Below are 21,357 nucleotides of genomic sequence, written 5' to 3' on the forward strand. Positions count from 1 at the left end.
GCTTACAGAGCTTTGGAGGTGATCATTTCCTTGATCGAGGACTTGGACACCGCTCCGGTGATCTGCTCCACCACCTCGCCGTCCTTGAAGAGGATCAGCGTGGGGATGGCGCGGATGCCGTACTTGCTGGGCGTAGAGGGATTCTCGTCCACATTCATCTTGGAGATCTTTACCTTGCCCTCATACTCGCTCGCCATTTCGTCGATAACCGGACCCATTGCGCGGCAGGGACCGCACCAGGGGGCCCAGAAATCCACGAGGACTGGAACGTCACTTTTCAGGACTTCTTCGTCAAAAGTACCATCGGTTACTTGAAGAGCCATTCGGGATCTCCTTGTTTTGTGATTAGGCGTTGAAACGTCGTATCGGAATCACCCGAAAAACACCAATGCAAATCAGGGTGAAATTCTAGGTGAATACCGCACGTACGACAACTATTACACTTATTGAGGCCCGCAAACCGTGTCAAGGATTATCCGCCGGGAGGCAGTCGCAACGCATCACGCGCATGCGACATAATCACGGGGAACCTTGCGTCCACGAGGCACGGCCTCCAACGTCAGATCGTGGCACAGGCCGGCTTCCGCAAGACGGCTTCCAGCATACGCCACCATCGCAGCATTGTCCGTACATAACATAGGCGACGGCGCGATGAAAGCAAGACCTCGCGCATTCGCCTCTTCCTTGAGCAGCCGGCGCACCGTGGTGTTGGAGGCCACGCCGCCTGCGAGAATGATGGCCTGCGGCCTCTCGCCCATACGCTCCAGAGCGCGCGACGTCTTGATCCGCAGCGTGTCGGCTATGCTCCAGCCGTAGGAGGCGCAGATGTCCGCAATCTCCTGAAAGCTCTCGCCCAGAACGCGACGGGCGCCCTCCTCGCTCTGCAGCTCGGTCGCCTCCACCAGCCGTTCCGTGGCCAGCCCTTCGCGCGCGGCTATGTGCAGGGCAAAGGCGGTCTTCAATCCGCTGAAGCTGAAGTCGAGGTTCTGGTTGTCCAGATACGGGCGGGGGAACATCGCCGTATCCACCTGCCCGTAGGCGGCGAGGCGGTCCATGACCGCGCCTCCCGGATACGGCAGATTCAGCGCCTTGGCGGCCTTGTCAAAAGCCTCGCCTGCAGCGTCGTCCAGCGTTCTGCCCACCAGCTCCAGCTCCAGCTCGGAGCGCATAATGTAGAGGTTGGTATGGCCGCCGGAAATGAGCACGGCTACGGCCGGATACGAAATCTCCGTCTCCAGCGCGGCGGCCAGGACATGGGCGTGCAGATGATCCACCCCGACCAGGCGCGCGCCCGTGCCCAAGGCCAGGCCCTTGGCAAAGGAGACGCCGGTGAGCAGGCTGCCCAAAAGGCCCGGACCGCGGGCCACAGCCACCACGTCCACATCGGATGGGGAAACGCCGGCGTCGGTCAGGCACGCCTGGTACAACGGCGCGAGAAGTCGGTAATGCTCCCGCGAGGCGATTTCCGGCACAACGCCGCCGAACACGGCGTGCAGGTCGGCCTGCGAGGCGGCGCGGTTGGCCAGCAGCCGCCGGCCGTCCACAAGCGCCACGCCGGTATCGTCACAAGAGGTCTCTATACCCAGACAGAGCATGGAACGCCTACGACTGCGAAAAAACGGTTAGGCGCCGTCGTGCTGAAGATAGAGCTCGGTCACCTTGCGCACGTCGTACTCCGAGCCCATGAACAGCGGCACGCGCTGGTGGATCGCCGTGGGCTCGATGTCCAGAATGCGGTTGCGGCCGTCCGTTGCCAGGCCGCCGGCCTGCTCCGCCACGAAAGCCAGCGGGCTGGCCTCGCACATCAGCCGCAGCTTGCCCCTGGGCGCCTTGGGGTCGCGGTAATCCATGGGGTACATGAAGATGCCGCCGTACAGCAGGGTGCGGTGGAAGTCCGCCACAAGGGAACCGATGTAGCGCAGGCTGTGCGGTTTGCCGCGGGGGTTGTCGAAAGACTTGAAGTACCCGATCACGTCGCGCGTAGGGGCGTCCCAGTAAGCGTAGTAGCTCTCGTTCACGGAGTAGATCTTGCCCTGCTCCGGAATGCGTATGTCAGGATGGGAGAGCAGGAACTCGCCCACGCTGGGGTCGAGCGTAAAGCCGTGGACGCCACGGCCCGAGGTGTACACCAGCATGGTGGACGTGCCGTAAAGGAAGTAGCCGGCCGCGATCTGTTTGTAGCCGGGCTGGAGCACATCGGATTCGGTGGGCTCTGCGATGGGCGGGGAGATGCGTTTGTGAATCGAAAAAATGGTGCCCACGTTGACGTTGGCGTCGATGTTCGAGGAACCGTCAAGGGGATCGAAAATCAGAATGTAGTCGCCGCGCTGGAACTTGTCGGAAACAATGACCACATCGGCGTTTTCTTCCGAGACCATGGCGCAGATCGCGCCGGAGCGCTCCATGCGATGGATGATGATGTCGTTGGCGTACTCGTCAAGCTTTTTGACGGCCTCGCCCTGGACATTGATGTCGCCGGTGAACCCCAGGATATCGACAAGCCCGGCCTTGTTCACTTCGCGGGAGACGATCTTGGCGGCCAGAATCAGATCGTTGAGCAGCGAGGTGAATCTGCCCGTGGCTTCGGGAGATTGTTTTTGATGATACAGTAAATGTTCTGTGACCGTTACCTGGCCAGTCGTAGGCATGTGCGCCTCCTCATCGAGTATATTCAAGGCGGACGTCTCTGCGCCATCCGCTTGGTGCGCTATTGTTGCGTGCTGCTCCGTTCTTGTCGTTATTCACTTCTGGGCGCTTCCGGCTCCGTTGCGTTCAACGCCTCCGGCTTTTCCGACGTGGTCAAGACATCGTCCATTTCCTCGGTAGGCACGGCCGTGGCGTAGAGCATGTAGAACTCACCCATGTTCCGTCCCAGCCAGTAGAACTCCTGTCCTGCGGCCGTGGCCACGCCGTACACCCGGTCCTTGAGGATGTCGTTCCAGGGCAGCGAGGCAAGGTCCTGGGCGGCCTGGCCGTATCCGGCGGACCAGATCACGCCCTGGGCCGTAAGGATCATGAGCTGATCCGGCTCCGGGCAGTACTCCAGCAGATTCCGAGGATCAAAGTAGATTGTGGTGATGCCGCGGAAGTTGTTGTCCTCGTAGTACGGCTGCACCAGGTAAATCTCCGGTCCGAGGGTGGAGTTGCCGGCATAGCCGCGCAGGGAGTGGTCGGCCCAGCGCTTGCTTTTCCAGTCGTCCACTTCGAACTTCTCTTCCACCGGGGGAACGACTTCCTCGATCACCCCTTCCTGCTGGTCTTCCGCCACTACGTCTTCTTTTTTCTCGTCCTTCGCATTGTCCGCGTCATCCGTTACAATGGGATCGCCGAGCGCCAGCAGGGCGTCCACATCCACCGACTTGTTGTAGTCCAGGGGATGCTGGAAGCGCGTGTTGCCATCTTCGTCAACGACCATCACGCCGCTGATCCACGAGAAGCGTTCGAAGAGTCGGCGGAACCAGTCCTCGGTCGGCAGCTTGTCCTCGCCGTCCACGAACTTGATGATCTCCCAGACCTTCTCGTCCACGGGCATGAGCAGGTAGGCGAGCTTGCGCTCCTCGGTTTCGCCGAACTCCTTGGGGTCGAGAACCACCTGGGGCTGCGGCTCCATATACTCCTTATACAGACCCTTGATCGCCTTGCCGGTCGAGTCGAGGGTGGCGTCCAGGCTGGTGGAGCCGAAGGTTCCTTCAGAGCAGCCGGTGAGCAGAACGGCGGCTCCCAGGAAAAAGGTCCAGATTATGCGAGAGAAGCTATTCAAGTCACACTCCATGAAATTCGATTTCTGGCAAACGCAAGCGCCCTTCCCGGCCCATGGGACCATGCAGAGGGACGCGCGCCTGCAATGACCGGGCGTAGCCGCCCGAGCCGGAAAAACCTGTACGGCGAAACATCCGCGGGAACGACATCCCGACCTACACCATTTTTTCCGATGCCGCCAGGGTAATTGCCTATGGCGTCACCGAACCGGTTTATTCCACAGCACGCGCTTCCAGCCGCTCGGCAAGGCTTTCCAGAGTGCTGAGCAGCTTGGTGCGGCTCTTCTTGGCCACAGCCGCTTCCTTGCTCTTCTCCGGAGCCTGCGGCTTCGCGCTCTTTTCGCCTTTTTTACGCTGGGTGGATTCAATAAGTCCTTCCAGCTCGTCGCGCATGGGGCCAGACGGCGTGGAGGACAGAAGCTCCCTGTAAATTTCGATGGCGCCGTCAAAGTCGCCCTGCCGGGACAGGAGGTCCGCCATGGTCCGCGTGCGCAGGGAGAAGACCTCGGAGCGCTCGCTCTCCTCGATATAGTCGTACTCCTGCTCCTCCGCCGGTTCCGGAGATGGGCAGCGGGCCGGCTCCGGGGCCTGGACGCCGCGGCGCGGGCGACGCTGCGGCATGGGCTGACGCTTTTTGGCCCCAGCGGCCGGAGCGGTTTCGGCCTCGGCCCTGAGCGCCTTCAGACCGCGGGACAGCACCTCGACCCAGCTCACAGGCTCCTCGGCCAGGCGGGAAGCGACGAACTGCACGGCAAAGGAGAGCTCCATCTGCTCCGGATCGTCCTCCAGCCGGCGCGACCAGCAGCGCCAGAAGGCCGAGGCGTCCGAGAGCACCCGGGCGATAGCCTCGGCGTACTCCATGGCAGTCTCGTCTTCGCCCAGCTCGTCCAGCACCTCGATGAGAAAAAGCCGCGCCTCGAAATGCTCGGGATGGTGCAGGATGCCCTGCTCCAGCACAGTGCGGGCTTCCGTATCCCTGCCCGCCCGATGCAGCAGCTTGGCGAGCGGGAAGAATATCTTGGAGGTCGGGTCCAGCTCGAGGATTTCGCGCAGGGACTCAATTTTGGCTGGCATTGCCGGCTCCTGGTGGCTGTTCGGCTGCGTCAGCCGGGGCTTCGGGCGTTGATTCTTCCGGGAAAACATACAGGATTTCATCGTCTTTGACAAAATTCATTTGCTGCCGGAGGATATTTTCCACGCTGAAGCGGTCCGACTTGAGCAGCCGGATCTCCTGGCTGAGCTCCAGGTTGCGTTGATCGAGCTCGGTGATTCGCTCTTCGAGCGACTCGTAGCGCCCCTTGAGCTCCAGGTAGGCGAAAACCCCCTGGTCGCTGACCAGGAGGCGATACACGAGGAAGCTGTTCAGGAGCAAAAGGACGACAAGCAGGATGCGGTTATAGAGCATGTGATCCTGTGTCACTGCATGATGCGGCCCCGGGGACGGGGGTCGCGTGCGTTGCCAAGAGGGCTCTCCAGCTCTTCGAGAAAGCTCGATGTGGCTTCCTCGATGCGCCGCACCTCGCCTTCTTCGAGATGCACCGAATCCACCCGCTCCAGAAAATCACGCAAGGTGGAGTACTCGTCGCGAAGGATATGCCCCAGTTCGAGGCGCTCCACATCCGGCTCCAGCTCGAGAATGGTCTGAATGCAGTTCTTCAGCCGTTCATGCAGCGTCGTGTCGTTCTGTTCAGTCACGTCCGTCTATCCATTCTGCAGTGGCGCACGCACACTGCGCAAGACAACGTCGATGCCTCCTCATGGAACGAGTCGACAACCGTCGCCGCACACCTCCGGACATCATTGGGAGGGAGACCCATCGGAGTTGCGTTGCGCCTTGAAAAAGCTACGAAAATAGTTCGCACCGGAAATTATCGTCAGCACCAGAGCTATGTAAAGGAAAAACTTGCCCAGCGGTTGCGGGTCCAGCCCGAACCACGGGTAGTGCAGCGTGAGCAGGCTGATGGCGATGATCTGCGAGACCGTCTTGAACTTGCCCCAGCGATCCGCCGCCATCACCACGCCCTGTTCCATGGCCACGGCGCGCAGGCCTGTCACGGCCATCTCCCGGGCGATGATGATGATCACGATCCAGGCCGGAGCCCAGGACGCGCCGTTGATGGTCTGCAACTGAACCAGCATGACCAAAAGCGAGATGACCAGCAGCTTGTCCGCCAGCGGGTCCAGGAACTTGCCCAGCGAGGTGATCATGTTCCGCGAGCGGGCGATGTAGCCATCCAGGAAGTCCGTGAGCGCGCCGGCCAGGAAAAAGCACATGGCCAGCATGCAGCTCAGCTTGTTGGGGAAGTTGAGCAGGATGACGCACACCGGCACGGCGGCGAGGCGAGTCAGAGTGATGCGGTTTGCGAGATTGAGCATGGGGTACTCAGGAGCGCTTGTAGAGCGAAAGGACCTTGCGCACGTAGTTGCGGGTTTCCTTGAACGGCGGGATGCCGCCGTACTTGTCCACGTTGCCGGGGCCGGCGTTGTATGCGGCCAGGGCAAGGTCCACGCGGTTGTACCGGTCGAGCATCATGCGCAGATAGCGCACGCCGCCGGCGATGTTGTCCTCTGGATCGTACGGCTTGGTGACGCCGAGCTCGCGCTGGGTCTCGGGCATGATCTGCATGAGCCCTTCGGCGCCCTTGTTGGAGGTCACCTCGTTGCAGAAGCCGGACTCCACCTCGATGACCGCGGTGACGAGCTTGGGGTCCAGCCCGTATATCTTGGAGTAGCGCCGGGCAATGGCCTCCACCTGGGCCTTCTTCACGTTGGGGAAACGCCGCATGATGTCCCTGAATACCAGGTACACTCGGAATCCGACGGTCTTGCGGTCCGTCAGGCAGAGCACGCCTTCGTCGTCGGTCTTGGAGTAGATGACCTCATCCGACGAGGCGGCCGCTGGAGGCGTCCCACCGATAAACACAAAGCAGGCAAGGAGCACGGAAACGACCGCGGCGGGCAGGAGAGTGCGGGAGCAGGCAGCAGGAGTTTGCATGGGGTCTTCCGTCAGAATTGCGTATTGTGGTGTTGACCGAGAGGATGATGCCGATTCAGCACGCGCAATTGCATATCTATCATACAGAAATTTTTCCCAAAAAGAAAGCCTGGCGGTCTGCGCGGAAGCATGCCGCCCTGCCGTTGCGCCGGTTTGGTGACGCGCCGCCCCTGCTGACCGTTCCAGCCTTTGATAACATATCCTAACACGCTCCCGGCGCAGCTTTTTCCGGAGGTTTGAGCCCCAGACGCACGAAAGGGGCAACGCCCGGCACGGGATGGAATGACCATCCGCACGTGCCTGCCCTGCCCCTCTGCAAGCATTGAGCCGCCGCAAGCGGCTTGGGACCATGCGTCTAGGTGTGGATGGTGGAGGCGATCTCCAGGCTGCTCTCGGCGGCCTGCGCCGTCTTGCGCGCAATCTCCAGAAACGCTTCCTTGGCCGGGAAGTCCTCATCCATCAGCACCACGGGCTTGCCCAGGTCGCCGGCCACCACTGTGGCCGGGTCCAGCGGCACGGCGCCCAGGAAGTTCAGGCCGTACTTCCGGGCCAGATCCTTACCGCCGCCCTTCTTGAACAGGGAGATCTCTTCCTTGCAGTGGGGACAGATAAGGCCGCTCATGTTCTCCACCACGCCGAGCACGTTGGCCTGGGCGTACTGCAGGAAGTTGATGGCCTTGCGTACGTCGGCCAGGGAGACCTCCTGCGGGGTGGTCACGATGACGCACAGCGCTTCCGGGATGGTCTTGAGCACGGTCATGTGCTCGTCGCCGGTTCCGGGAGGGGAATCGATGACCAGGTAGTCGAGCTCGCCCCACATGACGTCGGCGATGAACTGGCGGATAGCCGAGTGCTTCATGGGGCCGCGCCAGAGCACAGCCTGGTCGCGGTCCTTCAGGAGCGTGTCCATGGACACGGCCGAGAGGTTGTCGTTGAACTTCTTGGGCAGGAAGAGCTCGCCCTTGTGGACGTCCAGACCGCCCTCCAGACTCAGCAGATTGGCCACGCTGGGGCCGTGGATGTCCACGTCCATGAGGCCCACCTTCTTGCCGGAAGCGGCCAGGGCCGCAGCCAGGTTCACGGCCACGGAGCTCTTGCCCACGCCGCCTTTGCCGCTCATCACGAAGAGCTTGTAGCGAATTTTCGCCAGCGTGCTCCTGATAAGCTCGTCCTGCATGGAAACGGTGGCGTCCTGGGAGCCTTGCTCCTGGCCGCCGCAACTGCTGCACGAGGTACTCATCGCACTTTCCCCCGGATACGTTTGTATGGTCATGCACGGCACATCCGGCCCACGCCGCAGGCAGCGCCGCGAGCCGGGAGACACTTATCCATTGCGGAAACCAGAATATCGAGCCGGCTGGTCCAGTCAAGCCCGGACATCCGCCCTCTGATCCGCGTTACTTGAAGAATTTTATCGCGACAAACCCCAGCACCACAAGCACCATGAGCGCCGTGACCACGATGTTGAAACGGCGTTCGATGAAGTCGCGGACCTTCTCGCCAAAGAAATACAGCAGCGTGGCGATGCAGAAGAAGCGGAAGCCGCGCGCCAGGGTGGAGGCGATGATGAAGGTCGTGAAGTCGATCTTGAACATGCCCGCCGTAAGCGTGCACACCTTGTACGGAATGGGCGTGAGCCCGGCCACGGCCACGGCCCAGGCGTTGTACTTTTCGTACCACATCGCTATCTGCTGCACTTGGTCCTGGAAGCCGTAGAAGCGCACGATGGGCTCGCCGATGACCTGCATGAAGTAGTAGCCCACGAAATACCCCACCACACCGCCCAGCAGGGAGAAGATGAGACAGGTGAGCGCGTAGCGGAAGGATTTTTCGCGGTTGCCCAGGCACATGGGCATGAGCAGCACGTCCGGCGGGATCGGGAAGAAGATGGACTCCGAGAAGGCCACCAGGGCCAGAACCCTGTGCGCGCCTTTCGTATCGGAAATGCGCCACATCTTCTCGATCCACGATTGCATGAATTTCATAAAGATTGGTCCGGTTCGGGGTGTGTCTGAAAAGTGATGGGGAGAACTGGTGGAGGATGCCGGCGTCTTACCAGCCGTGCTCGCCCACGAGATCGACAAATGCGACGCCGCCGAAACGCTCCTCGGTGACGACGCCGTCCTTCTGGCGAAGCATGACGAGCTCCTGGCTGCGCCTGGACCTGCCCACGGGCATGATCAGGATGCCCGAGTCGGCGAGCTGATCCACCAGAGGCTCGGGCACGCTGGGGCCGCCGGCCGTAACAATGATCCTGTCGAAAGGCGCTTCCTCGGGCCAGCCCATGGTGCCGTCGTCCAGCTTGCAGCGGACCTTGAAGTAACGCATCTCCAGCAGCCGCTCCCGCGCCTTGGAGTACAGCGTACGCTGGCGCTCCACCGTGAAGACCTCGCAGCCCATCTCGGCGAGCACCGCCGCCTGGTAGCCGGAGCCCGTGCCGATCTCCAGGACCGTCATGCCCGGCTCCACCTCCAGAAGCTCGGACATGAGCGCGACGATGTACGGCTGAGAAATGGTCTGGCCGCTGCCGATGGGCAAGGCATCGTCACTGTAGGCGTGGGAGGTCATCGCCTCCTGTACGAAGAGGTGGCGCGGCACCTTGCGCATGGCGGCGAGCACGCGTTGGTCCTGCACGCCGCGCGCTTCTATCTGCTCGCGAACCATGCGTTCGCGCAGGCGTTTGAGGTCTGATCCTGCCATATCTGCAATCCGGGGTCTTGTGCGGCGCATGACGCGCCGCCATCATTGCGTTTGGTACGCCGCCTGGACGACTCGTCTGCTGCGGCTGTTGCAAACCATGTTTCCCATGCTGAGTCAACATGCAGCATGCCGGAAGCCGCCGTGGAGTTCCGGGAAATCCTTGACAGCCGCGCCCTGGTGAACGATTATCTTCTAAACAATTTCTAAATAGCCAGGGGGAGTTCCATGTACCTCGTCAAGGATTTCATGACTCGCGAAGTGTTTACGCTGAAACGCACGGATTCCCTACGCGCAGCCCGCTCCATGATGTCCCTTGCACGGATCCGGCATATCCCCATTGTCAATGATCACCGGCACTTTCTCGGTCTGATCACGCACCGCGACCTTCTGGCTGCGACCATCTCCCGGTTCGCCGAGGTGGACAAGTCCGTACAGGACGAAATCGACTCCGGCATTCCCATCCACGAGATCATGCGCCGCGACGTGACCACCGTCACACCGGAAACCTCCATCCGCGAGACAGCGGAAATGTTGTTGAACCACAAGTACGGCTGCCTGCCCGTCGTTCAGGACGGCATCCTCAAGGGCATTATCACGGAAGCCGACTTCCTCAAACTCACCATCCGGCTCCTGGACTCCCTGGAGGCGCAGGACTCCGATGCGCCCCAGGCAACCCAGCCGGAGTAAACCCATAGCCGAGGTCGTTTCCATGGCATCTTCCGGTCGCATCAGAGCGTTCCCGCTCTTGTTGCTCATTATTCTCATCGCTATCGGCGGCGGCGTGTTCATGCTCTTCCGGGACCGCACCGCCCCTGTTACGGAGCTCTCCCCTCTGACTGTCTACGTCTCCAAGAACATGCAGCTCACCGCGCATGCCGAGGACGCCAAGTCCGGCATCCGCTCCATGGCCGTCCAGGTGACAGCCGGCGACAAGACGTGGGACATCGCCAGCGCGCAGTTCCCGGACAAGCCCGCCTCCGCCAATCTCGCCTTCTCGCTCAAGGATCTACCCCTCAAGGACGGCGACATCGTCATCGACGTCTTTGCCGTGGACGGCTCCTACGCCAAGTTCGGCGGCGGCAACATGGCCCATCTTTCCCGCACCCACACTCTGGATACGCAACCCCCGCGCATCGCCATCACAAGCGGCGTCATCAACATCACTCGCGGCGGCGCCGGAGCCGTGAGCTACTCCGTCGACGAGGAGCTGGCCATGACAGGCGTGCGCGCAGGCGACTACTTCTTCCCGGCCTACAAGCAAGCCAACGGCAACTGGAGCGCGCTCTTCGCCTTCCCGTACACCATGGACGTCCAGGACTACCAGCCGGTGCTCATGGCCACGGACGCCGCCGGCAACGAGGCCGCCGTCAACCTCAGCGTCAACGCCCGGCCCCGCGAGTTCCGCGAGGACACCATCAACCTGCCGCAGTCCTTCCTGGACCGGAAAATGCCCGAGTTCGCCCAGGCCTTCCCGGACAAAAAGAACAACCTGGACATCTTCCTCGCGGTCAACAGCATCATGCGCAAAAACAACCGTCAGGCCCTGCTGGAGATGGGGCAGCACAGCCGCCCCACGCCCCTGTGGCACGGCGCCTTCCTGCGCATGCCCGGCGCGACCATGGCGCAGTTCGCCGACCACCGCAGCTACATCTACAATGGCGAAAAGGTGGATGAACAGACCCACCTGGGCTTTGACCTCGCCTCAACCCAGCGCGCCGATGTTCCGGCCGCCAACGACGGCGTGGTGGCATACACCGGCAACATGGGCATCTACGGCAACTGCGTGGTCATCGACCACGGCATGGGCCTGATGACCCTGTATGCGCACATGTCAGAGATAGCCGTATCCACCGGCGATGAAGTGACCAAGGGCCAGTCCCTAGGCAAGACCGGTTCCACCGGCATGGCCGGCGGCGACCACCTCCACTTCGGCGTGCTTGTGTCGGGCCTGCCTGTCATGCCTGTGGAGTGGTGGGACGCTCACTGGATTCAGGACAACCTCAGCGAGAAGATTCCCGACGTCATGAGCGCCACGGCCAACGGCTCCTGAGCTTTGTTATCCAGATAATTGGACGGACAAAAAAAGCCGGTCTCCCCTTTGCGGAGGCCGGCTTTTTTCGTCAATTAAATGAACAACCAATGCGGCCGCCCCCGTCTCCTACACCCATCCCAAGAAGCTATTAACCAATTTCTCCCACTGCGTGCGGACTGGGAAACATCGTATGAATAAAGTTATGTTATGCACCCATGTACCCCGGAAACACTATGATGAACTGCAGTGGCTATGAATTCGAGGGGCCCTACACAGATATGGGCCAGCTCAAAAACGCTCCTGGCGTCTTTCTTGTTTTGACGGCGGTGAACGGTCTGGGCTGGTCGTTTATCGAAGTTGGGGAATCCGAGAATATCCGCAACGCCGTGGCGCAGGCGGATATACGGAAATGGAACCTGCAGAACCGCGGCATCATAGGCATTGCTGTCCACTACAACGAAGATGGACCGCAATCGAGGCTGTCCATGCTGGAGCATATTTCAGCCAGCATGGACCTGCCCAAAGCCTGAGCAGCGTAGGGTCCCTCTTCTTTTCGAAAGCGCTTCGTTGTGCGTAGCGGAAGTCACTTCCCAGCAATGCCGGTTGTGGATCGCACTCCTGCCACCCGCCCTGCTTCTGTCCAACTTCTTGGACAGGCAGCGGCCGCATCTTACCAGAAGAAATGCTCGCGCTGGATGTTCTCCGCCGGCGCCTTCAGATCGTGGCGCAACGCATAAGCCACGGCCTGCTGGAACGGCTCCGGCCCGCAGAGGTAGAAGCCCTCCTTGCCGCTGAACAGCTCCTGCAGCAGCCCCGGCCCCAGCCGGCCGTAGACGAACCGCGTGGACGGCGACTCCGCCGGCAGGCCCTCGGGCTGCTCCCGCGTGAAGGCGAACACCAGCGAGAGCGGCAGCTCCCTGGTGTAGCCCACCAGCTCCTCCAGAGCGAAGGTGTCGGCCAGCGTCCTGTTGGACCAGACCAGCGTGGTGGGCGGGCAGTCGCCCCGCTGCGCAAAAGCCCGGACAAGGCTGAGGAACGGCGTGATGCCTACGCCGCCGGCAATGAGCCCCACTCGGTCCCAGCGGCCAATGTCGGAGAGGAACACGCCGTACGGCCCTTCCACCAGAATGGGCGCGCCCAGAGGCATTTTGACGAAGGTTGCCGTGAAGTCTCCGGACACCTTGACCGTGAAGCGCAGGCGATCGTCCGCATGGTGTTTGTCCCCCAGCGGCTCGCCGGAAAATGTGAACGGATGCGGCTCGTTGAGATGGGGCACATACGGCGCGCGGATTACGGCGAACTGGCCGGGAAGCCGGCGCGCGAACTCGGCCGAGGCCTCCGGATGCTGCAGCGTGAATGTGGCCGTGTCGCTGGTTTCCTGCACGCGTTCGCTGACGAACCAGACATGGCCCCTGCCCCGTTTGAGTCGGTAGTGCGCCCGTCTGGCCAGGTCCGCGGCGGCGATAATGCCGAGCACAACGCCCGCTTCCCGGAACGGAGTATGCGGCATGTCGTTGCCGTGCGCATAAGCGTGCACCAGCCCCATGAACAGGGCCGGATAAAGCAAGAAGTGCGGCCGCTTCCACACATGGTACTGCAGCACCAGGTACTTTTGCCCCAACAGCGCCAGCACCGTGCCGCCGATCATGATGAGCAGCGCGAGCCGCCCCAGCACCAGGTCCCACTCTGCCAGATCCATGGAGTAGAGAATGGAAAAGTCGTAGCTCACGCCGCGGCGGAGGGAGATGGACCAGGTGCGGAAGATGGCGTGGCCGATGAAGCAGCCCAGGGTGTACACGCCCAGGCGGCGGTGCAGAAGCAGCATCCTGTCCAGACCGAAGGCGCGCTGCACTGTGGGGTTGCGCGAGCCGAGCAGGAGCATGATTACGAAAAAGACCACACCGTTGAAGGCGCAGAGGTTGGCGAAGTCGCCGAAGACGTGCTCCCATGACGGATGCCGGAAATGATCGAGCCTGGAAAAGATCCAACCGAGGTTCATCACCACCTGCATGAATATCCAGGCGGCCCAGAGCTGGTTGCGCAACGTGCGCCGTCTTTCCGGTGATGGCTGCTCACGCGGCGCGGAGTCTGGTCCCGTCAACAGCGGCGTCCTGGGCTCGTCTTCTTTCTGTTCCATTGTCCCCCTGACCTCTTGCTTTGCCCATACGGATGCGCATGGCGCACGGATTGCCCCAAGCGCATATTGTACAGAATTGGCAATGAAAGGGAAGACGGCTTTGAAGGAAATAGATTCCGGCATGGAATCGAGCGACAGCGGCTGGCTTGCGCAAAAGAAAAGCGCCTCCCGGCATGACCGGAAGGCGCTCATTGCGTCGTATTGACTGACCGCGAGGCTTACCAGCTCTTCTTGCGCTGGGCCTCCAGGGCCTCGGTCTGCTCCTCGAAGGATGCGAAACCGGCCTGATGGAGCGCGTCCTCCACGGTCCGTCCCCAATCCCAGTTGGCGTAGATCACGACCTTGTGGAAGTGCTTGCGGAAGGTTTCCATCTCGGAACGGTAGAAGGACTCCTTGCTGGTGTCCAGGTGCTCGCGAAGCTGCTCGTGGAGCCGCGCCAGCTCGCCCTCGTACCACTCCATGAAGTCGGTCGGCGTCTTGTACTTCTTGAGGATGTGCTCGTAGTTGTGCGCCTTGAGCACGTGGGTCAGACGGTCCAGGAAGCGCTCGCCGAGCCACTTGCCCAACCCGGACACGGCGATGTTCTCCTGCTCCACCTCGGCCATGTCGTGCTTGGTCTGCTCGTAGGTGTCCGGCACCACGGATGCGGAGACGATGCCGGCGATGCCCACCAGGCCGCGCAGGATGACGGAGTTGGAGACGCCCTGGCCGCAGAAGCCCACCTTCTTGCCGTACTTCTGGCCGGTGAAGATGGTGACCAGGATGGCCCAGATCACGCCCGGGTCCTCCTCGTCGTAGATGTGGCTGAGACGCGCGTTGTCGCGGTCCGTGGCCAGCACCATCTGGGTCATGTCGTTGGAGCCGATGGAGAAGCCGTCGAACTCCTCGATGAACTGCTTGGCCAGGATGGCGTTGGAGGGGATCTCGCTCATGAGGATGATCTTGAGCCCGTCCTTGCCGCTCTTGAGGTTGTGCACCTGCTCCACGTAGCGCTTCATGGAGCGCGCCTCTTCCAGCGTACGCACGAAGGGGAACATGAGCTGGAGGTTGGTGCCGCCGAACACGCCGCGAGCGAGCTTGAACGCTTCGAGCTCCCAGTCGTGGATGTTGCGGGAGACGCCGCGGTAGCCCAGCATCGGGTTGTCCTCGATCTCCTCGAAGAGCGCGCCGCCGATAAGGTTGCGGTACTCGTTCGATTTGAAGTCCGTGGTGCGGTAGACGATGGGCTTGCCGTAGAAGGCCATGGCGAAGAGCGCCAGTCCCTGGGCCAGGGTCTGGGTGTAGTGCTCGCGGCCGGTGCGGTAACCGCGGGTCATGATGATCTCGCGGATCTTCTGCGGCACGCTGCGCAGCTCGTCCATGGCGCTGAGCAGGCCCACCTTCTGCGCCACTTCGCGGCGCAGGTTCTTAATCTTCTGGATGGTCTCCTGGACCTCGGGCACGTCCTTGATCTTGTCCACCTGCTCGCGAATGGCGGACTCGATCTCCTGACGCCGCTTGAGGGTGTCGGGGTCCTTACCGGTCAGAACGACCAGCTCATCCTTGTAGCCCATGATCAGGGAGACGTGCTCGGCCAGGTCCACGGAGGTCTTGAGCTCATCGATGCGCCGCGTGGCCAGGGAGACGTAGTCGTCCAGCTTGCGGTCCAGCTCGCGCAGCTCGCGATGGATGGCCAGCACCTCGTCCGTGGAGCGGGAAATCTCACGCTCGGTGAGCGCCTCCAGCTCGCGGGTCAGACCCGTGACCAGCCCCACGTAGTGGCGCAGCTTCATGTCCAGGGTCACCACGCCGGCGGCCATCTGCTCGCGGATGATCTTTGTGAGCTGCTGCTCCAGATCGTCCAGCCGCGCCTCCACGGCCTCTTCCAGGCGGCCGTTGTCGTAGGCTTCCAGGGCCAGCGGGTGCACGGCGATGTTGCCGAGCATGAACTCGGCGCGCAGCAGGCCCACCTCGAAGTCCGGCACCTCGCGCAGACGCGAAAGGAACATGGACTGGCCCACGTCGGCCAGGATGAGGCCGACCTTGGTCTTGGTCTTGGGCAGCTCGGCCACGTTGATCTCGCCGCCGACCTCGGCCAGGGGCAGCAGGCCGCGATAGACCTTGCCGCTGGAGCCGTCCACCGTGACCTCCTGGCCGTCCAGGGAGCGCAGAAGCTCCAGCCGGCCGATGCCGATGACGGCGGGGATGCCCAGCTCGCGGGAGGTGATGGCTGCGTGGGAGGTGTCGCCGCCCACGTTGGCCAGAATGGCGGAAGCGATGCGCATGCCGGGGACCATGTCCGGATCGGTGCGGTCCGCGGCAAGGATGTCGCCCTTGTTGATCTTGTTCAGCTCCAGGGCAGAGCGCAGGAACTTGACTTGGCCCTGGCCGGCGCCGCGGGAGGCACCGTTGCCTTCCAGCAGCGACTCGGCCGTCTTGGTGGCCTTTGCCTCCACTTCCAGACGACGCATGAAGATGGTGTCCGGATGGAGCTCGAACTCCTCGTTCCAGCGGGTCTCGGGCCGGGCCTGCACGAACCACAGCCTGTCGGCCGCGTCGATGCAGAACTCGGTGTCCATGATCATGCCGCCATAGGCCTTGGAGATGGCGCGCACGCCCTTGGCAACGTCCTCGGCCTGAGCCAGGGAGAGGGACCAGCGGAACATCTCGTTGTCCGCCACGGCCACGACCTTGGTGCCGCCCTTGGCGTCGTAGACGATCTTCTTGTCCTTGTGGCCCATCTGGCGGATGACGACCTCGGAGCTGTCATCGCGCTGGAACACGTAAAACTTGTCCGGCGTAACCATGCCGCCGACCACAGCCTCGCCCAGGCCGTAGCTCGCATCCATGGACACGAGCTCCTTGCGCGCGGTGCCGCGGCATCCCGTGGCAGTGTCGGCGCTGAATGCCGTGCCCGAGATCAGCGGGTTGATCATGCGCATGATGCAGACCGAGAGCGAGGTGTTCTCGATGGCCCACTCGCGCTTGGCCTTCTCGGCGATGTCCTCCTCGCCGGTGGACTCCGCCGTGGCGATGGCGTCGAGAATGGCCTCGCGGCGGTAGGTCATGGAGCGCAGGTTGTAGGCCGAGGCGCAGTCCCAGTGGTAGGCTTCCACGCAGTGCTGCTCGCCCACGATGTTCAGGTAGGTGTCCTGCAAGCCGGCAAAGGCCTTCTTGCGGCTGTCTTCGCCTGCGGCGGAGGAACGCACGGCCACGGGCTCGTCCTCCAGGCCGGCCTCCTTGCAGATGGAGGCGTAGGCGGAGCGCACGGCCGTGTCCACGTCCTTCGGCACATCAACGGAAAGGATGGCCACCTGCACAAGGACGCTACGCTTGCGGAGCTGGTCTATGCCTTCCGGCGAAGTGGCGAAGCCTTCCACCACATTGTTGATGAAGGTGCGCATCTTGACCTGGGTGGACTCCCCGGCCGAAGAGCTGGTGGTGGAGTTCACTTCGGCGCCCAGACGGCGCACGAACTTTTGCAGGAACTCCGGATCCTTGTTGATCTCGGGGTCCGCCCAGTTGATGCGGTTGTATTCCTTGTTCACCACCTGGCGTATGAGCGTGGCGTTGACCTTGGTTTCGTCCAGGAGCTTATGGAAAGCCTTGGAGGAAATCGCCCGGAACTGCGGAGCGCGAATGCCCTTGACCTGGCTGATGATCGCCGTGTTGTAGTTCTTGCCACCGACAAGAAGCTCGCCCTCTTCCCCAAGGGCTACGATATCAGCACCGTTCAATACGAGTTGGTTCCGGATTGCCTCCAGCTTTGCCTCGTCTTTTCCGGCGGTCTGTTTACTCTCAGATTTATTAGAAGCTTTGGACTTGTCGTCCTTGCTTTTTGCCATGGGCGTCCTCCTCCTTGGGCGCGCTCATCGGAAACGGGAAACTGCCCTTTCCCGCCGCCGAGCATTGCAAAGTGATCGAACGGGATACGGAAGGCCGATCCGGAAAGTCCGGACCGGCCGCTTGAGTTCATGATATATTCATGTAGCTTTTTCGACTCGGGTTCGTCAATTCTCCGTCGAAATCGAATCGTATCACAGAGCCGCTTCCTCGCCCAGTCTCTCGCCACAATGTGGGCAGTATCTGCAGGCCACATCCATCAACGGCTTCTCGCAGGTGGGACACGTCACCGGTGCGGCTTCCAGCTCCACGATGAGCTCGCCGCCCTTCACCGGCACCATCTGCCTGTCCTCCGAGTACTTTGCTGTCTTGAGCACCCGTTTCACGTGCCCGTCCACGGGCGCCAACACGGCCTTCTCCTGCTTCATGATGGAGATATTGAATATCTCTTCGCCCTTCTTCACCATGTCGCCGGGGCTCACGTACATCACCCAGAGATCACCGGTGCCCGGAGAGCCCATGTGGTACGGGTTGTTGGGATCGGCCATCTCCAGGCCGCCCTCGACGTGGGACTCCACCTCGCACACCTTGACCTCGTAGTCCAGGATCTCGCTGTCCAGGATGTAGCGCACGATGCTCATGCCGCGATCGTCCGGGCGCGTGATGCGCAGGACAGTCATGCTGTGCGGCTTGCCGGCCGAGTCGTTGAACTGCACTTCCTTGCTGATCTCGGCGCCCTCGAACCACACGTCCAGAGGCAGACAGTTCGGGTTGCCGAACTCGTTGTGGAAACGAATGGTGTTCAGCGCATCGCCCGGATGGTTCAGGTACATGACGAACTCTTCTTCGCTGGGCTCGCGCTGCAGATGGCCGCGCAATGCCTCGCGCTCCTCCGTGAGGTCCATGTCCTTGAGGAACTCCAGGGGCGAAACCTCGGTACGCTTGGCCAGGGCCTTCTTGTAGTCGCGGCCAAAGGCGCTGCGGTAGACCCAATCCGGCGGGAACCCCAGGGGCAGCCGGCCGTACTTGCCCAGAAGCAGATCGCGGAAGGCGTCGTTGGCGTCCTGGTAGATCATCAGCGCAGGCGCCTTGCCGTCAGGGTCGATCTCCTGGGTCGGATTGTTCACCACGCCGTCCAGCACGTCCAGCAGGGTCAGCACCTCTTCCTCGCCGCCGCGCTGGTATGCGGATGTCACGGCCAGGAAGGCCGTGTTCCAGGTGACCTGGGAGCCGGGCGTTACGTCGTGGTAGCGCACGATCTTCCGCGTACCGGCCAAAAAGCGCAGCATGTACGGCAGCAGGTGGATGTAGCCCTGCTTCATGGCCCCTTCCTGGGACGAGGACGTAGCGCCGCCGGGCATGGCGTGCTCCACCACATCGTAGTCGATGCCCTGGAAGAACGGGGTGCAGTAGCGATCGTAGTACGGCATGATCTGCTTGAGCACGAAGTTGGCCTGGCGAATCATGCCCTTGTCCAGATTGGTCTTCAGGCCGAGCTCATCCTCTATATATGCGGCCGTAGAGAGCACGTCACCCTGGCCGTACCAGCGCACCGTGGAGCCGATGGCCGTGTCCACGATATGCGCGCCGGCCTCTGCCGCGGCGCCCACCGCCGGCACGAACAGGCCGTCCGTGTAGTGGCGATGGTAGTGCAGCACCAGGTCGGGCCACCTCTTGCGCAGAGCCTCCACCAGGGCGCGGATGAACCGCGGCGGGCACATCCCGGCCATGTCTTTGAGGCCCAGGATGATGCGCTTGGACGCCTCGGTGGTGTTCACGCCGGCCACGTCGCCCACCATGCGCAGGATCTCCTCGGTCACGCCGAGGTAGTGGTCCACATCGAAGCCGCGCGACCAGGACATGGAGAGCGCCGGCTCGAAGATGTTTGCCTTGGAGTCCAGCACGACCTCGGCGAATGAGCGCATGTTCTCGATGTGGTTGAGGAAGTCGAAGCAGCGGATGATGTCGTAGTGCTCGTTCACCATCTCGCCGGTCAGCCGCATGATGTTCTTGGGCTGTGGCTTGTAGCCGAGCACGTTGGTGGAGCGAATCAGGATCTGCTTCAGCGTCTTGGGCGCGAACTCGTTCCACTTCTTCCCCTCCGTGAAGGGGTAGGTCATATTCGCGAGCATGGCCACGTGGAAGTGGGCGCCGCCGCCATTCTCCAGAGAGAAGAAGCGGCAGTTGTCCAGGTACGGGCCCATGACCTCGTCTTCGGCCAAGCGGAAGCGGTTGCCGCTGTTGGACTGCGTGATGTCGCGCGCCGTGGTGTCCGTAAAGTGGGTGTAGCCGGAGTCGCGCACGAAATCGAGGATCGCCTTGCGGTCGCCGCGGGGATACGGCGTGGGATGATCCTTCACGTCGAATTTGGGCTGCACGATCTCGTACTTGGGCATGCGCGGCGTATCGCGCGAGCGGTACTCCCCGTACTTGATGTGCGGGTTGTAGCCCTTGGCCGTGATCTCGGCGATGAGGCGCGAGAGGCGCGTGGATTCGGTCTCCACGTCCAGATAGTTGTAAATCTCCGGATGCTCCGCGATGAAGGCGGTGTTGTACTCGCCGGCGCGGAACACGGGATGCTTGATGACCTGGCGATGGAACGGGATCGTGGTCTTGATGCCGCCGATGGTGTACTCGCGCAGGGCGCGGTTCATCACGGCCAGGGTCTTCTCCCACGAGGAGCCCATACTGATGAGCAGCGATCCTGCCGAGTCGTACTGCGAGGGGAACTCGTAGCCGGCGGCGATGCACGAATCGAGGCGCACGCCGGGACCGCCCGCCGAGATATACCGGGTGATCAACCCGGAGTTGGGCGCGAAGTTCTGCTTGGGGTCCTCGCAGTTGATGCGCACCTGCATAGCGTGCAGCAGCGGTTTGGTCTCCTCCTCGTTGAAGCGCAGCTCGCCGTCAAAGGCGATGGCGATCTGCTCTTCCACCAGGTCGATGCCGTAGCGGCTTTCGGTAATACCGTGCTCCACCTGCAGGCGGGTGTTGGCCTCGATGAGGTACGGCTCGCCCGTGGAGTCCACCAGGAACTCCACCGTGGCCAGGGAGTAGTAGTCCACGGCCTTGACCAGCCGGATGGAGTACTCCTTGAGCCGTTCGCGCAGCTCCTGGGTCATTCCCGGCCAGGGCGAAGGCGTGATCTCGATGAGCTTCTGGTGATTGCGCTGCACGGAGCAGTCGCGTTCGTCAAAGGCGAAGACATTGCCGTACTTGTCGGCAATGACCTGAATCTCGATATGCCGGATGTCCGTGAGCATCTTTTCCACGAACAGCCGGGGGTTGCCAAAGGAGGCCTTGGCCATGACCGAGGCTTTCTCGAAGGCGCTCTCAAGCTCTTTCTCGCTGTGCACGGCAAAGATGCCGCGGCCTCCGCCGCCGCCTTCCGCCTTGAGCATGATGGGGAAGCCGATCTCCTGGGCAAGGCGGCGCGCCTCGGGAATGTCCACGGCGCCGTTGGAGCCGGGCACCACAGGAACGCCGAGCTCCTGGGCAAGCTGCCGCAGGGCGACTTTGTTGCCCAGCTTGCGCATGGGCTCGGCCCATGCACCGATAAAGCGGATGCCCGCCTCGTCGCAGAGCTTTGGAAAGGCCTCATCCTCGGAGGCGAAGCCCCAGCCGGGGTGGATGGCCACCACGCCGCGCGCCTTGGCTTTGCGAATGATGAGCTCGATATCCAGATAGGCGCGGGGATCTTTGCCCAGCAGCAAAAGCTCCTGAGCGCCGGAAGTGGAGGGCGAGGTTTTGTCCACCTGGGTGGCGGTCATAATCGGGATGGCGTCGAATCGCTCGTAAATAGAGCGCAGGATGCGGCGTGCCGGGATGCCCCGGTTGGCAACCAGAATGGGCTTGCCCTTGATCTCTTCCTGGACTTTCTGGAAAGACTTGATTGACACTGTCTTCTGTCTCC

At 62.0% G+C, this 21,357-nt stretch carries 18 protein-coding genes; 3 read left to right on the top strand and 15 right to left on the bottom strand.

Annotated features, from left to right (window positions below; translation table 11 throughout):
• Positions 1 to 2: 2 nt before the first annotated feature.
• From trxA to E8L03_RS04515, 12 genes are all read right to left on the bottom strand, one after another.
• On the bottom strand, positions 3 to 323 hold the full coding sequence (trxA, locus tag E8L03_RS04460) for a thioredoxin (protein WP_144234668.1): 321 nt from the start codon (positions 321 to 323) through the stop codon (positions 3 to 5).
• Between the two features lie 177 nt (positions 324 to 500).
• A complete protein-coding gene (tsaD, locus tag E8L03_RS04465) occupies positions 501 to 1,595 on the bottom strand; it encodes a tRNA (adenosine(37)-N6)-threonylcarbamoyltransferase complex transferase subunit TsaD (protein WP_171266680.1) in 1,095 nt (364 codons plus the stop codon).
• A 27-nt stretch (positions 1,596 to 1,622) separates the two neighbouring features.
• Positions 1,623 to 2,648, bottom strand: a complete 1,026-nt coding sequence (fbp, locus tag E8L03_RS04470) for a class 1 fructose-bisphosphatase (protein ID WP_144234670.1) — start codon at positions 2,646 to 2,648, stop codon at positions 1,623 to 1,625.
• An 89-nt stretch (positions 2,649 to 2,737) separates the two neighbouring features.
• Positions 2,738 to 3,760: a hypothetical protein gene (locus E8L03_RS04475; RefSeq protein ID WP_144234671.1), complete on the bottom strand. Its 1,023-nt coding sequence runs from the start codon at positions 3,758 to 3,760 to the stop codon at positions 2,738 to 2,740.
• Positions 3,761 to 3,971: 211 nt separating this feature from the next.
• Positions 3,972 to 4,832, bottom strand: coding sequence for a tetratricopeptide repeat protein (locus E8L03_RS04480; RefSeq protein ID WP_171266681.1), 861 nt, complete (start codon positions 4,830 to 4,832; stop codon positions 3,972 to 3,974).
• The gene (locus E8L03_RS04485) at positions 4,816 to 5,163 is read right to left on the bottom strand and encodes an FtsB family cell division protein (protein ID WP_144234673.1); all 348 of its coding nucleotides are present in this window, start codon (positions 5,161 to 5,163) and stop codon (positions 4,816 to 4,818) included. The genes E8L03_RS04480 and E8L03_RS04485 overlap by 17 nt, the downstream gene beginning before the upstream one ends.
• A gap of 11 nt (positions 5,164 to 5,174) precedes the next feature.
• Positions 5,175 to 5,453 (bottom strand): hypothetical protein, encoded by a 279-nt coding sequence (locus E8L03_RS04490; protein WP_144234674.1) that lies wholly within the window; start codon positions 5,451 to 5,453, stop codon positions 5,175 to 5,177.
• A 102-nt stretch (positions 5,454 to 5,555) separates the two neighbouring features.
• Positions 5,556 to 6,134 (bottom strand): CDP-diacylglycerol--glycerol-3-phosphate 3-phosphatidyltransferase, encoded by a 579-nt coding sequence (gene pgsA, locus E8L03_RS04495; protein WP_144234675.1) that lies wholly within the window; start codon positions 6,132 to 6,134, stop codon positions 5,556 to 5,558.
• 7 nt (positions 6,135 to 6,141) lie between these two features.
• Entirely contained in the window at positions 6,142 to 6,753 is a 612-nt protein-coding gene (locus E8L03_RS04500; protein ID WP_171266682.1) for a lytic transglycosylase domain-containing protein, read from the bottom strand.
• 355 nt (positions 6,754 to 7,108) lie between these two features.
• Positions 7,109 to 7,993, bottom strand: a complete 885-nt coding sequence (locus E8L03_RS04505) for an Mrp/NBP35 family ATP-binding protein (RefSeq protein ID WP_144234677.1) — start codon at positions 7,991 to 7,993, stop codon at positions 7,109 to 7,111.
• Between the two features lie 157 nt (positions 7,994 to 8,150).
• Positions 8,151 to 8,738, bottom strand: a complete 588-nt coding sequence (locus E8L03_RS04510; protein WP_144234678.1) for a YqaA family protein — start codon at positions 8,736 to 8,738, stop codon at positions 8,151 to 8,153.
• A gap of 67 nt (positions 8,739 to 8,805) precedes the next feature.
• On the bottom strand, positions 8,806 to 9,453 hold the full coding sequence (locus tag E8L03_RS04515) for a protein-L-isoaspartate(D-aspartate) O-methyltransferase (protein WP_171266683.1): 648 nt from the start codon (positions 9,451 to 9,453) through the stop codon (positions 8,806 to 8,808).
• Between the two features lie 225 nt (positions 9,454 to 9,678).
• On the opposite strand from E8L03_RS04515, the gene E8L03_RS04520 reads away from it, so the two are divergent.
• The 3 genes from E8L03_RS04520 (at position 9,679) to E8L03_RS04530 (ending at position 12,015) form a co-directional block, all read left to right on the top strand.
• Positions 9,679 to 10,140 (top strand): CBS domain-containing protein, encoded by a 462-nt coding sequence (locus E8L03_RS04520; RefSeq protein WP_144234680.1) that lies wholly within the window; start codon positions 9,679 to 9,681, stop codon positions 10,138 to 10,140.
• A 22-nt stretch (positions 10,141 to 10,162) separates the two neighbouring features.
• Positions 10,163 to 11,503 carry a M23 family metallopeptidase gene (locus E8L03_RS04525; RefSeq protein ID WP_171266684.1) on the top strand — a complete coding sequence of 447 codons (1,341 nt, stop codon included), beginning with the start codon at positions 10,163 to 10,165 and terminating at the stop codon, positions 11,501 to 11,503.
• A gap of 215 nt (positions 11,504 to 11,718) precedes the next feature.
• The gene (locus tag E8L03_RS04530) at positions 11,719 to 12,015 is read left to right on the top strand and encodes a hypothetical protein (protein ID WP_171266685.1); all 297 of its coding nucleotides are present in this window, start codon (positions 11,719 to 11,721) and stop codon (positions 12,013 to 12,015) included.
• Positions 12,016 to 12,155: 140 nt separating this feature from the next.
• On the opposite strand, the gene E8L03_RS04535 is transcribed toward E8L03_RS04530, so the two are convergent.
• The 3 genes from E8L03_RS04535 to E8L03_RS04545 form a co-directional block, all read right to left on the bottom strand.
• Positions 12,156 to 13,622 carry a ferric reductase-like transmembrane domain-containing protein gene (locus E8L03_RS04535; RefSeq protein WP_171266686.1) on the bottom strand — a complete coding sequence of 489 codons (1,467 nt, stop codon included), beginning with the start codon at positions 13,620 to 13,622 and terminating at the stop codon, positions 12,156 to 12,158.
• 218 nt (positions 13,623 to 13,840) lie between these two features.
• The gene (locus E8L03_RS04540) at positions 13,841 to 17,446 is read right to left on the bottom strand and encodes a PEP/pyruvate-binding domain-containing protein (protein WP_144234684.1); all 3,606 of its coding nucleotides are present in this window, start codon (positions 17,444 to 17,446) and stop codon (positions 13,841 to 13,843) included.
• 192 nt (positions 17,447 to 17,638) lie between these two features.
• On the bottom strand, positions 17,639 to 21,343 hold the full coding sequence (locus E8L03_RS04545; protein ID WP_171266687.1) for a pyruvate carboxylase: 3,705 nt from the start codon (positions 21,341 to 21,343) through the stop codon (positions 17,639 to 17,641).
• Between the last annotated feature and the right edge of the window lie 14 nt (positions 21,344 to 21,357).

Source organism: Oceanidesulfovibrio marinus, from assembly GCF_013085545.1.
Classification (GTDB): domain Bacteria; phylum Desulfobacterota; class Desulfovibrionia; order Desulfovibrionales; family Desulfovibrionaceae; genus Oceanidesulfovibrio; species Oceanidesulfovibrio marinus.